The organism is Curvibacter sp. GW821-FHT01G03, assembly GCF_059422285.1.
On sequence record NZ_JBWKWP010000003.1, the window covers coordinates 73,955 to 86,117 of the forward strand.

Annotated in this window: 9 protein-coding genes; 4 read left to right on the plus strand and 5 right to left on the minus strand. The window is 67.1% G+C overall.

The window, feature by feature from the left end; translation table 11 throughout:
• Positions 1–149: 149 nt before the first annotated feature.
• Complete coding sequence (locus tag AC07VS_RS04630; protein ID WP_494658021.1) at positions 150–1,340, plus strand: GGDEF domain-containing protein; 1,191 nt, start codon at positions 150–152, stop codon at positions 1,338–1,340.
• Positions 1,341–1,439: 99 nt separating this feature from the next.
• On the opposite strand, the gene AC07VS_RS04635 is transcribed toward AC07VS_RS04630, so the two are convergent.
• Positions 1,440–3,026 carry an MFS transporter gene (locus AC07VS_RS04635; RefSeq protein ID WP_494750301.1) on the minus strand — a complete coding sequence of 529 codons (1,587 nt, stop codon included), beginning with the start codon at positions 3,024–3,026 and terminating at the stop codon, positions 1,440–1,442.
• Positions 3,027–3,236: 210 nt separating this feature from the next.
• On the opposite strand from AC07VS_RS04635, the gene AC07VS_RS04640 reads away from it, so the two are divergent.
• Positions 3,237–4,466, plus strand: coding sequence for an ABC transporter substrate-binding protein (locus AC07VS_RS04640; protein WP_494750302.1), 1,230 nt, complete (start codon positions 3,237–3,239; stop codon positions 4,464–4,466).
• Positions 4,467–4,490: 24 nt separating this feature from the next.
• The gene (locus AC07VS_RS04645) at positions 4,491–6,128 is read left to right on the plus strand and encodes a 3-(methylthio)propionyl-CoA ligase (protein WP_494750303.1); all 1,638 of its coding nucleotides are present in this window, start codon (positions 4,491–4,493) and stop codon (positions 6,126–6,128) included.
• 28 nt (positions 6,129–6,156) lie between these two features.
• Here the strand turns inward: AC07VS_RS04645 and AC07VS_RS04650 are convergent, their stop codons facing one another.
• Entirely contained in the window at positions 6,157–6,840 is a 684-nt protein-coding gene (locus tag AC07VS_RS04650) for a nitroreductase (protein ID WP_494658025.1), read from the minus strand.
• A 199-nt stretch (positions 6,841–7,039) separates the two neighbouring features.
• On the opposite strand from AC07VS_RS04650, the gene AC07VS_RS04655 reads away from it, so the two are divergent.
• Positions 7,040–7,498: a CYTH domain-containing protein gene (locus AC07VS_RS04655; RefSeq protein WP_019575718.1), complete on the plus strand. Its 459-nt coding sequence runs from the start codon at positions 7,040–7,042 to the stop codon at positions 7,496–7,498.
• Between the two features lie 349 nt (positions 7,499–7,847).
• Here the strand turns inward: AC07VS_RS04655 and AC07VS_RS04660 are convergent, their stop codons facing one another.
• The 3 genes from AC07VS_RS04660 to AC07VS_RS04670 form a co-directional block, all read right to left on the minus strand.
• On the minus strand, positions 7,848–8,249 hold the full coding sequence (locus AC07VS_RS04660) for a VOC family protein (protein ID WP_492349648.1): 402 nt from the start codon (positions 8,247–8,249) through the stop codon (positions 7,848–7,850).
• A 26-nt stretch (positions 8,250–8,275) separates the two neighbouring features.
• Entirely contained in the window at positions 8,276–11,341 is a 3,066-nt protein-coding gene (locus AC07VS_RS04665) for an EAL domain-containing protein (protein WP_494750304.1), read from the minus strand.
• A gap of 99 nt (positions 11,342–11,440) precedes the next feature.
• Positions 11,441–11,914 (minus strand): MarR family winged helix-turn-helix transcriptional regulator, encoded by a 474-nt coding sequence (locus AC07VS_RS04670; RefSeq protein ID WP_494750305.1) that lies wholly within the window; start codon positions 11,912–11,914, stop codon positions 11,441–11,443.
• Between the last annotated feature and the right edge of the window lie 249 nt (positions 11,915–12,163).

Sequence of the window (12,163 nt, forward strand, 5' to 3'; positions counted from 1 at the left end):
CAAGCCGCCGTGAGTCGAACGTGAGCAGGTCGCGGCCCTGAATGGGGGCCTGACAGACGACGGGCTCTGTACAAACAAGGCTGCTTCGCGCCATGATCATGGAGCCCCCCAGCCAGCCCCCCTTGCTGAGAGGGGCAGGGAGCCGTCACTTGTCCTACCTTTCCACCACATCCTGGCCCGCGGGTCAGGCGCAGTCGCCTCCTCGGGCCTCAGAGCCGGTCCCCGGACCGGCGCGGGACGCCCGTCGCATCCGGTACTGGCAATTGCAGGCCGTGGCCGCGCTGCTCTGCCAGATCGGCGGGATCCTGTTCATGGTCATTGCGGCCCGCCTGGGTCATGCCGCCTGGGCCTTTGTGCTGGTGTGGGCGCCGTTGTCGATGGCGCTCACCCTGTGGGTGCTGCTGGGCCTGTCGCTGGGGTTCGGACTGCGCTGGCGCGACCCCACCCTGACCGTGCCGCAGATCGCCTACTCGTCGGTATCGGCTGTGGCCTGCTATGCCGCCGTGGGTCCGATGCGAGGCCCCTCGCTGGCCATGGCCTGCCTGGCACTGGTGTTCAGCATCTTTGCCCTGTCGGCGCGCCAGGTGCGCTGGTTGACCGCCTTCGTGGTGTCGCTCTATGCCGTGGCCATGGCCCTTCTGCCTCACTGGCAGCCCAGTCGCTACCCGGCCGGCGAAGAGCTGGCCAACTTCATCATCGTGTTGACCGTGCTGCCTGCCTTTGCCTTGCTGGCGGGGCGCCAAAGCACCTTGCGTGCCCAGCTCAGCCAGCAGAAGTCCGAATTGCAGCGTGCCCTGGCGCGGCTGGACGAGCAGGCCGGCCAGGACGAACTGACCGGCCTGATGAACCGTCGCCGTGCCGCGGAAAAGCTGCAGGAGCGCTGCGCCCAGGCCCGTCGGGGGGGCGGCTTTTGCGTGGCGCTGGCCGATCTCGACCACTTCAAGGCGGTCAACGACCGGTGTGGCCATGCGGTCGGCGATCTGGTGCTGCGCCGTTTCGCCTCCGAGCTGGTGCCGTTGCTGCGCGAGGGCGATGTGCTGGCGCGCTGGGGAGGCGAGGAATTCCTGCTCTTGCTGGGCGTGTCCGATGCGGTGCAAGCCAGTCAGGCCCTGGAGCGCCTGCGCCAGCATGTCGAGTCTCTGACCGTGCCTTTGCCGGACGGCCAGACGCTGCGCTTCACGGTGTCTTTTGGCCTGACCGAATACCGCCCGCCCGAGGAAGGCAGTGAAGCCGTGGCGCGGGCCGACACCGCCCTGTACCAGGCCAAGGCCCAGGGGCGAAACCGGGTGGTGATGGCCGATCCGGGGGGGCCGGCCGCTGCGGCCATCCCGGAGGCTTGAGCATCCGGGGCCTGATGCCTTTGCGGTTGCTTGCGCCGAGGCGGCGGTCGCTCCGGGCCAGCGTTGGGCTGCGTGGTCCTGGATACCGACGCAGCGGTGTCAGCGCTCGGCGATGTAGTGCGACATGTGCACGCTTTCGCCCGGCGCCAGGTGCTGGCGCACCTCGGCCTCCAGGGCCTGGTCGGCCAGTGTGGAGCGGGCGCGTTGGTGCAGGTAGTCGGCCCAGGAGCTGACGATGAATCGCTCCACATAGCGCGAGGGTTCACCCAGGTCCTTGTAGACCCGCCAGAAGGTGGCGCCGTCGCGCTTGCGATGGGCCTTGAGTTGGGCCGCGGCGTCCAGAAAGGCCCGATCCTGGCCGGGCAGGATGCGATAGCCCAGCTCCACCGCCACCGGGCCGGCATTGGCCTCGGGTTCATGGGCCACGAACAAGTCTTCCCAGGGCGTGGCCTGGGTCACCTCATGCTGCTCTCCCATGCGCAGCGGCATCGGCCGTGCCAGCAGCACGCTGGCCGCCATGGCCACCGCCGCGGCCGTGAGCGCTGCATTGAGCCCGGCCATCTCTGCCGCGGCCCCCCAGAAAGCCGAACCGATGGCAAACGCCCCCAGTGAGGCCACGATGTGCAGGGCCACCGCCCGCGAACGGACCCAGGGCGGTGCGCTGGCCTGGGTGGCGCTGTTGAAGGTGGACAGGGCGGCCATCCAGGCGGCCCCGCCAAACGCCATGGCGATGTACACCACGGCCGACTGGCGCACCCAGGCCGCCAGCAGCATGGCCGCGGCGAACACCGCGCTGCTCAGCGCAATCAGGGGGTCCAGGCCGAAGCGGGCTCGCACCCGCCCGATCACCAGCCCGATCAGCACCGCCCCTGTGCCCATGCAGCCCATCAGCAGGCCAAACCCCTGAGCGCCGGTGCCCAGCTGGCGCTGGGCAATCACGGGCAGCAGTGCCCACAGGGCCGAGCCGGCCGCGCTGTAGGCCATCACCCGCACCAACTGGGCCAGCACCATGCGCGAATGCCAGGCAAAGCGCAGCCCGCTCAAGGTGCCGCCCCACAGCCGTTCGGGCGGCAGGCGGGAGGGGGGATGCTGGCGTGGCGGCCAACGCCGGATCGACTCCCACATCACCGCCGTGCAGGCGACCGTGAACACAAACACCCAGCCGGCACCCAGCTGCGTGAACACCAGGCCGGCCAACGTGGGCCCGATGGCGCGTGCCGCGTTGTAGGCGATGCTGATGGCGGTGATGGCCTGCGGCCACTCCTCGCGCGGGACCGGGTCGATCACCGAGGAGTTCCAGGCCGGCGTCAACACCGCCAGGCAGCAGCCACAGACCAGAATCAGCAGCAGCACCGAGTGGGGGCCACCCCAACCGCCCAGCACCAGCATCGCCAGCAGCGCCGAGGCGGCGGCCAGCGCGATCAGTGAACCCGAAATCAGGCGCTGGCGGTCGGTGGTGTCGGCCAGCACGCCGGCCGGCAAGGCCAGCAAAAACATGGGCAGGAACACGGCGGTCTGCACCAGCGCGGCCAGAAATGACGAGCCGGTCAGCTCGACCATCAACCAGGCCGCGGCCATGGACTGCATGCCGCTGCCAATGAAGAAGATGCCGCCACACAGGCACAGGCCTCTGAACGCGGGTTGGCGCAGAGGCGCCCAGATCGAAGTGGAGGCAGCAGCAGTCATCCGGGTCATTATTCCCCAGCATGGCGTTTTCTGTGCAGTGTGGGCCGCGCGTGTGAGCCCCTGTCTTGGGGCCGGCACCGCGGCCCGGGGGCCCTTGGCAATATCGTCAGTTCCGACGATGTGAGTGCTTGAGCCGGCTTCTACGATGCCCGCAGACTGTCCGCAGGGCGCCCTGGCCCCGGCCTGCCCACAACACCTCGGAGACACCTCATGCTCACTCGCTTCCAAGCCGGCCTGCGTCGGCATTTCAAGCTGGCCGCCGCAGGCGTGCTGCTGGCCTGTGCCTTGCCCCTGGTGGCGCAGGCGCAGAAGAAATACGACCCCGGCGCCAGCGACACTGAGATCAAGATCGGCAGTCTGTCGCCCTATTCGGGGCCGGCCTCGGCCTATGGCACCGCCGGCAAGGCCATGGCCGCCTATTTCGATCGGCTCAACGCGGCCGGCGGCATCAACGGACGCAAGATCAACTTTCTGGCCCAGGACGATGCCTACAACCCGGCCAAGTCGGTCGAGCAGACGCGCAAGCTGGTCGAGCAGGACGAGGTGCTGCTCATGTTCGCCTCGCTGGGCACGGCGCAGAACATGGCGGTGCAGCGCTACCTGACGGCCAAGAAGATCCCTCAGCTGTTTGTGAACACCGGCGCCACGCGCTTTGGCGATCCGAAGAACTTCCCCTGGACCATGGGCTGGCAGCCCACCTACCAGGCCGAGGCTCGCGCCTACGCGCAGCACATCCTGGCCACCAAGCCCAATGCCCGCATTGCCGTGCTGATGCAGAACGACGACTTCGGCAAGGACTTCATGAAGGGCTTCACCGAGGCCCTCGGCGACAAGGCCAAGACCTTGATCGTGCAACACCTGACTTACGAGGTGACCGATCCCACCATCGACAGCCAGATGGTCACCTTCAAGTCATCCGGGGCCGACGTGTTCTTCAACATCAGCACGCCCAAGTTCGCGGCCCAGGCCATCCGCAAGGCCGCCGAACTGGGCTGGAAGCCCACGCAGTACCTGGTCAGCGTGTCGCAGTCCCTGAGTTCGGTGCTCAAGCCGGCGGGCCTGGACAACGCCACCGGCGTGATTTCGTCTACCTATCTGCTGGCCCCCTCCGACCCGGCGGCCAAGGGCGTGAAGGAGGTGGCCGAGTACGTGGCGGTGATGAAGCAGTACTACCCGGCGGGCGACCCCGACGACACCCTCAATGTGCTGGGCTATTCGGTGGCCGCCACGATGGCCCAGGTGTTGCGCCAGGCCGGCGACAACCTGACGCGCGAAAACATCATGAAGCAGGCCGCCAGCCTCCGCTTCACCCCGCCGGGCCTGTATCCCGGCATCGAGGTCAAGACCGGCCCCGATGACTTCTACCCGATCGAGAAGAAGGTGTTGCAGCGTTTCAACGGCAAGGAATATGAAGCCTTTGGCGGCCTGTACGGCGGTTGAAGCAGCGAACCCGGAGGATCCCCCATGCAAGGACTGATGCAAGACCGCCCGTTGCTGATCTCGTCACTGATCGAGCACGCCGCCACCTTCCACCCCGACACCGAGATCGTCTCGCGCCTGCCCGAGGGGCCCACCCACCGCACCACCTGGCGTGGTCTGCGGGATCGCGCCCGCCAGGTGGCCCAGGCCATGGAGGCGCTGGACATCCGCCCGGGTGACCGGGTGGGCACGCTGGCCTGGAACTCGCACCGGCACCTGGCGCTGTATTACGGGGTGTCGGGCATGGGGGCGGTGTTGCACACCGTCAACCCACGCCTGTTCCCCGAGCAGATCGACTACATCATCAACCACGCCGAAGACCAGGTGCTGTTCTTCGACATCGGCTTTGCGCCCCTGGTGGCGCAACTGGCGCCCCGGCTCCCATCGGTTCGTGCCTTTGTCGCCATGACCGACCGGGCCCACATGCCCGCGATCGAGGTACCCCATCTGCTGTGCTTCGAAGACCTGCTCGATGCCCAGAGCGGCGACTACGTCTGGCCTGAGTTCGACGAGAAGTCGGCCTCCTCGCTGTGCTACACCTCGGGCACCACCGGCAACCCCAAGGGGGTGCTGTATTCGCACCGATCCACCGTGCTGCACACGCTGATGGAGCTGGCGCCCGACACCTTCGGCATCAGCTCGTCCGAAACGCTGCTGCTCATCGTGCCCATGTTCCATGCCAATGCCTGGGGCACGCCCTACGCCGCGGCCATGGTGGGTGCCAAGCTGGTGCTGCCCGGGCCGCACCTGGACGGGCAGAGCGTCTACACCCTGATGCGCGACGAGCGCTGTACCTTCTCGCAAGGCGTGCCCACGGTGTGGCTGATGCTGTTCCAGTACCTGGACGCCAACCCGCAGATCAAGCCACGCGAGCTGGGGGTCAAGCGCATCGGCATCGGCGGGGCGGCGGTGTCCCGTGCGGTGCTGGAGCGCTTCGAGAACGACTTTGGGGCCGAGGTGGTGCAGGGCTGGGGCATGACCGAGACCAGCCCCATCGGCGTGATCAGCAAGCTGCTGCCCAAGCATGCCGAGCTGGACCCCGATGCATTGCTCAAGGTCAAGCTCAAGCAGGGCCGGGGCGTCTGGGGGGTGGATCTGAAAATCGTCGACTCGGCCGGCCAGACCCTGCCCTGGGATGGCGTGGCCTACGGCCACCTGCATGTGCGCGGCCCCTGGATCTGCAGCGGCTACTTTCGTGGCGAGGGCGGCGAGGTGCTGGATGCCGAGGGTTACTTCCCGACCGGCGACGTCGCCACCATCGACCCCGATGGCTACCTGCAACTGGTGGACCGCGCCAAGGACGTGATCAAGTCGGGGGGCGAGTGGATCTCGTCCATCGATGTGGAAAACGCGGCCTGCTCGCACCCGGGCCTGCTGGAGGCCGCGGTGATCGGCCTGCCGCACCCCAAGTGGCAGGAGCGCCCTCTGCTGGTGGCCGTCAAACGCCCCGGCGCCGAGGTCGATGCCGCGTCGGTGCTGGCGCACCTGGGCGAGCGCATCGCCAAATGGTGGCTGCCCGACGACGTGGTGTTTGTCGACAGCCTGCCGCACACGGCCACCGGCAAGCTGCTGAAGACCCGATTGCGCGAGCAGTTCAAGGACCATCGCCTGCCCACGGCCTGAGCGGCCGGACCCGGTCAGCCGCCGCGGCTCAGAAGCCGATGAACTCGACCACCTCGGACAGAGGTGCGCGCGCGGTCTGCAGGCGGTTCACGGGGTGTTCCGGATTGGCGTAGCCGATGGCCATGCCGGCGAACAACAGGCGCTCGGGCGGCAGCTTCAGGGTCTGAGCCACGGTCTGGGGGTAGCGCGCCCAGCATTCCTGGGCACAGCTGTCCAGGCCTTCCGCGCGCAGCAGCAGCATCACGGTCTGCAGCAGCATGCCCAGATCGGACCACTGCGGCGGGCCCATGCGACGGTCCACGCTGCAGAACAAGGCCAGCGGGGCCCCGAAGAAGGCGTAGTTGCGGGCAAACCAGCGCAGCCGGCCGGCCTTGTCCTCACGCGGGATGCCCAGCTCGGCATACATGGCCTCGCCCACCTGGAAGCGGCGCTCGCGGTAGGGCGAGACGAGATCGGGCGGGTACACGGTGTACTCGCCAGGCTCGGGCGCAGCCGTGCCCGCGGCCTCGTCTTGCAGGCGCTGCTGCATCTTGGCCTTGAAGTTCGCGAGCGGCTCGCCTGTGAGCACATGCAGGTGCCAGGGTTGGAGGTTGCCGCCCGACGGGGCGCGCAAGGCGTGCTCCAGCACGCGGCGGATCAGCGCTTCGGGGACGGGGGTGTCCAGAAAATCGCGCACCGAACGGCGCGTGGCGATGGCGTCATGCAGGTTCATGGGATCTGTGGGGCAGGTTGGGGGTGGAGTGGGGTGGCATCCATCATCGAGGATCGGCCCCCAGCGTGCCTGTCCTGCGCACGACTTTCAATCGTCGGAAGTGACGATGTGGGCGCTTTGAGGGCGGCCACCCCGGTGCCGGTGCGACACAATCGGGCCTCATTCAAAAAGCAGCAGCAGCCTTCAGGAGGAAATCACCATGGCCTTGGAAATCGAGCGCAAATTCAAACTCAGGACCCCGGCGATCCTGGAGGGCCTCAGCGGCTCCCATTTTCTGCAGGCCTACCTGGCCAAGGGCGCGGTGCTGGTGCGGGTGCGGGTATCTCAGGACCGGGCCTGGCTCACACTCAAGAGTGCACCGCTGAGTGCCGCCACCCGGCACGAATGGGAGTATGAGATCCCGGTGGCCGATGCCCAGCAGATGGCGCGCCAACCCGGCGCCTATGCCCTGGAGAAGACGCGCTTCTTCATTGAGCACCAAGGCCACACTTTCGAGGTGGACCGCTACCACGGCGGTCTCGAGGGCCTGTACACGGTGGAGGTGGAGTTGCCCAGCGAACAGACGGCCGTCGACCTGCCCGACTGGGTGGGCGAAGAGCTGACGGGGCGCAAGGGTTGGGACAACGAGTCGTTGGCAAGGGTGGGGTGGCCTGAATAAATGGCCCCCACGGTCGTGCACTGCGTGTCACTCCCACGTGCGGCCGCGAGACGCGGACGCTCTTCGCCCTGTCCAGCCCTGCGCAGGCAGGCCTGGAGCCGCAGGACTCAGCCCCCCAGGGGGGCCGCAGCCCGCCTTCGGGCGGCCGGGCGGCGGGCTGACCTCTTCGTTTGAGGTCTGCTGGATGAAGAGAGGGGCCTTGAGGGCCCCCTTGTTCACTTTTTTCCTGTCATTGCCGCTGCCTCGGATGGCTTGGCACCGGCTTGATGGCGTCGTTGCAGGCCTGCTGATTGAAGAACGGGCCTTGTTGCCCCCTCGTTTTTGGTTCCTGGCCCTTTTTGAGGGGCGTTCATGGGGTGTCTTCGGGGGTATGGCAGGCGACGGCGAGTTTGTTGCCGTCGGGGTCTTTGAAGTAGGCGCCGTAGTAGTGGGCGTGGTAGTGCGGGCGGGGGCCGGGGGGGCCGTCGCAGGTGCCGCCGTGGGCCAGGGCGGCGGCGTGGGCGGCGTGGACTGCGGCGCGTGTGGGTGCCAGGAAGGCGGTCATCTGGCCGTTGCCGGGGGTGGGGGGCTGGCCGTCGTGGGGGCGGGCGATCACGAACAGGGGGCGTTGGCCGCCGGCGCTGTGCCAGCCGGCCCAGGGGCGCTCGGGTTCGCAGAAGCGTTCTTCGATGCCGAGGCTGGCCAGCACAGGGCGGTAAAAGCGCAGTGCGCGTTCGAAGTCGGTGATGCCGATGAAGATGTGGGACAGCATGCAGGTCTCCAGAGAGGCTCGGGGTGTCAAAGGTGTTGCCAGGCCTGGGCCTGCAGCCATCCGGCGCACCAGCCGGGCAGGTTCTGGGCGGGCATCGGGCGGGCGATGCCATAGCCTTGTACGCAGTGGCAGCCCAGCTGGCGCAGCCGGGCGCCATGCTCCAGGGTTTCCACGCCTTCGGCGATCACCTGTCGGTGAAACACCCCGGCCAGCTGGATGACGCTTTGCACGATGCGCAGGTCGTCGGGGTCGGTGAGCATGTCGCGTACAAAACTCTGGTCGATCTTCAGCGTGTCCACGGGCAACTGGCGCAGGTAGGTGAGCGAGGAGTAGCCGGTGCCGAAATCGTCGAGTGAAAAATGCACGCCCAGCGCGCGGCAGTTGCGCAGAATGTCGACAGCCTGGCCCATGTCGGCGATGGCGGCACTTTCCAGCACCTCCAGTTCCAGGTGGGCTGGGGGCACTTCGGGGTGGCGGGCCAGGGCCTCGCCCAAGCGGGCGCAGAACTCGGGCCTCAGCAGGTGGTTGGCGCTGATGTTGACGCTCACCTTCATGTTCAGCCCCTGGCTGTGCCAGCGGCTGAGTTGCGCCAGGGCGCTGGCGATGACCCATTCGCCCAGTGAGGGTTCCAGCGTGCTGCCATGGACCAGGGGCAGGAACTCGCCTGGGGGCAGCAGGCCGCGCTCGGGGTGCTGCCATCGGATCAGCGCTTCGGCGCCGATGACCTCGCCCCCGTCAAGGTCCACCTTGGGTTGGTAATGCAGCACGAACTCGCCCTGGGCCAGGGCCCGCTCCAGGGTCTCCAGGCTTTGCCGGTGGGCCTGGGCCAGGCGATCGCTTTCAGGGTCGAACAACTGATAGCGATTCTTGCCGGCCTGCTTGGCCAGGTACATGGCCTGGTCGGCATGGCGCAGCAGGGTGTCGGGGTCGGCGTTGTCCGCGGGGTACAGGCTCACGCCAATGCTGGCGCTCACGCTCAGAGACAGTTCGGGGGGCAGTACAAAGGGCTGGCGCACCGCCAGCAGCAGGCGGTCAAGGATCAGCGTGCACTCTTCGGTGGACCCGACCTCGGACAGCACCAGCACAAATTCGTCGCCCCCTGTGCGGGCCAGCGTGTCCTCGGCCCGCAGCACCTGTTGCAGGCGGGTGCTCAGCCCGATCAGCAATTGGTCACCCACCGTGTGACCATGCCGATCATTGATGTGTTTGAAGCCATCGAGGTCCAGCACACACACCGCGCTGGGATGCCCGCTGCGCTGCGAGCGCCGGATCGACTGGCTCATGCGGTCAGACAGCAGGTGCCGGTTGGGCAACCCGGTGAGCAGGTCGTAATGCGCCACCCGGTCCAGTTCGGCCTCGTGCGCCTTGAGCTGGCTGATGTCGGAAAACACGCCGATGTAGTGCAGCACCTTGCCTTGAGGGTCGCGCACCACCGAGATCGTCTCCTGGGCCACGTACAACTCACCGTTCTTGCGCCGGTTGCAGATCTCGCCGCGCCAGAAATCGTGTTGATGCAGCGAGCGCCAAAGCTCTTGGTAGAACGGCTCGCCATGCTGACCCGAGGCCAGCAAGCGGGGCGAGCGGCCGCTGACCTCGGCCTCTGAGAAGCCTGTGATGCGTGTGAAGGCCGGATTCACCTTGGTGATCAGCCCGTTCGGGTTGACCATCATGATGCCCTCGTGGCTGCTCTCGAACACCACGCTGGCCTCGCGCAGCGCCCGTTCGGATTGCTTGCGCTCGGTGATGTCGGTGTGAGTGCCCGCCATGATCAGGGGCTGCCCCGACTCGCTGCGTTGCACGATGCTGCCGCGCGACAGGATCCAGCGCCAGTCACCTTGCTTGGTGCGGCAGCGGATCTCCACCACATGGGCGTCGCTCTCGCCTTGCAGATGGCGTTCGATCGAGCTCATGGCGGTCGGCAGGTCTTCCGGGTGCACGATGTCGGGCCATCGGTGGGTGCTGACGTCCATCTCGCCCGGCTCGAAGCCCAACATGGTCTCCCAGCGCGCACTCACCACGAAGCTGTTGCTGGGCAGGTGCCAGTCCCAGTAACCCTGATCGGAGCCCTGCAGCACCCGGGCCAGTTGCTGTTCGCGCTCGCGCAGGGCGGCTTCGCTCGTCTGCAGGCGTTCCTGGTCGGCTTTCAGGTGGGTGATGTCGCGCGCAATGCCGAACAGCCCGCTGACCGAGCCAGCCTCGTCGACCACGGGGCCCTTGGTGACCATGAACACCCGCTGCTGGCCGTCCAGCGTGGTCAGGCCTTCCTCGTGTGTCTGCACCAGGGCGCTTTGCATCACCTGCTGGTCGAGTTCACGCAGGTGTTTGGTCGATGCCGTGTCGAAAAGCTGTGCATCGGTCACCCCCAACATGCTGGCCGGCGCCCGGTGGACAAAGGCCCCGGCGGCGGCATTGGCCAGCAGGTAGTGCCCCTGGCGATCTTTCACGAACACGGCATCCGACGTGCCGGTGACGACCGAGTTGAGCAGCTGGCTGCTGCGTTGCAAGCGCAGGTTGGCGCGCCGCAGGCGATCACTGAGCAGGCTCAGCACCAGGCCGTTGACCAGCAGCAGGCTCCAGCGAAACTGGTCCTGGGGCGAGGCGGCCAGGCTGTGCAGCGCGGGTTGTGACATCAGGTCAGTGCCGACCAGCGCCACCAGGGTGGCCATCAGCCCCGGACCGAGGCCGCCCACCAGCGCGCTCAGGGCGATGGGCAGCACGAACAGAATGAATTGGGGGTGACCCGGGTCCATGGGCTTCATGGCCTGGTGCACCAGCAGCATGCACCCGGTGATCAGCAAGGCAAACCCGTAGCTGGGCCAGCGCTGGCGCAGCCTGGCCTGGGTTGCGGGATCGGGCAGCCCGGCAGCGTTGACCGCTGCCTTGTCCCCCGGTACGGAGCGCAGCGCCATGAACAAGGCCGCCGCTGAGGCCAGTACGAAAAAGATGCCCTTGGCGGCCGAAAGTGCGGCCAGATCAAGCGGGTCGGTCAGCGCCAGCAACACCCGGTCCGACAGCACGATCCATCCCAGCCCGAAGAGCAGGTAAAACGCGGTTGCCCGCAGGATGTAGCCGCTGCGGCTGGGCTCACTCATTCGTCTCCTTCTGCGGGCCGAGAGGCCTGCCTGGACCAATTTGACCTGCGATGGCTTGCTCGGAAATGACGGGTTGGACGCCAGTCCATTGTCAGCACCTCAATCATCGGTGATCGTATGACCTTGATGCGGAGCGGGGCTTCGTTGCAGTGGTGGTGCTTCACTCAGCCGGTCCTGACGTGCGCATTCTGTCTGGAGCTTGTTCAGGGCCTCGTAAAGCCCTTGTCGTTCGCTCGGGCTGAGCACACGCAACATGGCGGCTTGGCGCTCGCGCGCGATGCGGATCATCTGATCGTGCAGGTCCAGGCCGGCGGGGCTGAGGCGGCACAACAGTTGGCGGGCCCGACCGCGGCCGCTGGCCTGCAGCAGTGCCAAGCCACGTTGTTCCAGCAGCTTGAGTGTGCGGCTCACCAGGGCTTTGTCGGTGCTGGAGCGCTGGGCCAGTTGAGACAGCGACAGCCGCCCTTCGTGGGCGATGAAGGCCATCATGCGCCATTCGGCCACGCTGACCCCAAAGGGCTCGGCATAGCTCAGCGTCAGGGTGCGGCGCAGCGCGTGGCTGATTTGGTTCATCCAGGAGGTGATGAAGTTGTCAACGGACAGCCCGCTGCCGTGCTCGTCCAGATCGACCCAGGGACTGGCGAGATCCGCGGTTTGAGGTTGTTTTGCAGAGGGCGTGAGGGGGCGATGACGGGGCACGTGGCTGGACACAGGCGGCGACAAAAGCCTGATTCTTTCACAGGCCAGGAATGCCTTGGGCGCAAAAAAGCCTGCCGGACCCGGGGGGAAACCCCGGGCCATGGCAGGCCAAGTCAACCTAGG

What these genes read in the sequence shown, in the direction of transcription:
- AC07VS_RS04660 (WP_492349648.1), bottom strand. Translation starts at nt 8,249, where the DNA reads ATGCTGTCCCACATCTTCATCGGCATCACCGACTTCGAACGCGCACTG.
- AC07VS_RS04645 (WP_494750303.1), top strand. Translation starts at nt 4,491, where the DNA reads ATGCAAGGACTGATGCAAGACCGCCCGTTGCTGATCTCGTCACTGATC.
- AC07VS_RS04635 (WP_494750301.1), bottom strand. Translation starts at nt 3,026, where the DNA reads ATGACTGCTGCTGCCTCCACTTCGATCTGGGCGCCTCTGCGCCAACCC.
- AC07VS_RS04650 (WP_494658025.1), bottom strand. Translation starts at nt 6,840, where the DNA reads ATGAACCTGCATGACGCCATCGCCACGCGCCGTTCGGTGCGCGATTTT.
- AC07VS_RS04665 (WP_494750304.1), bottom strand. Translation starts at nt 11,341, where the DNA reads ATGAGTGAGCCCAGCCGCAGCGGCTACATCCTGCGGGCAACCGCGTTT.
- AC07VS_RS04640 (WP_494750302.1), top strand. Translation starts at nt 3,237, where the DNA reads ATGCTCACTCGCTTCCAAGCCGGCCTGCGTCGGCATTTCAAGCTGGCC.
- AC07VS_RS04670 (WP_494750305.1), bottom strand. Translation starts at nt 11,914, where the DNA reads ATGAACCAAATCAGCCACGCGCTGCGCCGCACCCTGACGCTGAGCTAT.
- AC07VS_RS04655 (WP_019575718.1), top strand. Translation starts at nt 7,040, where the DNA reads ATGGCCTTGGAAATCGAGCGCAAATTCAAACTCAGGACCCCGGCGATC.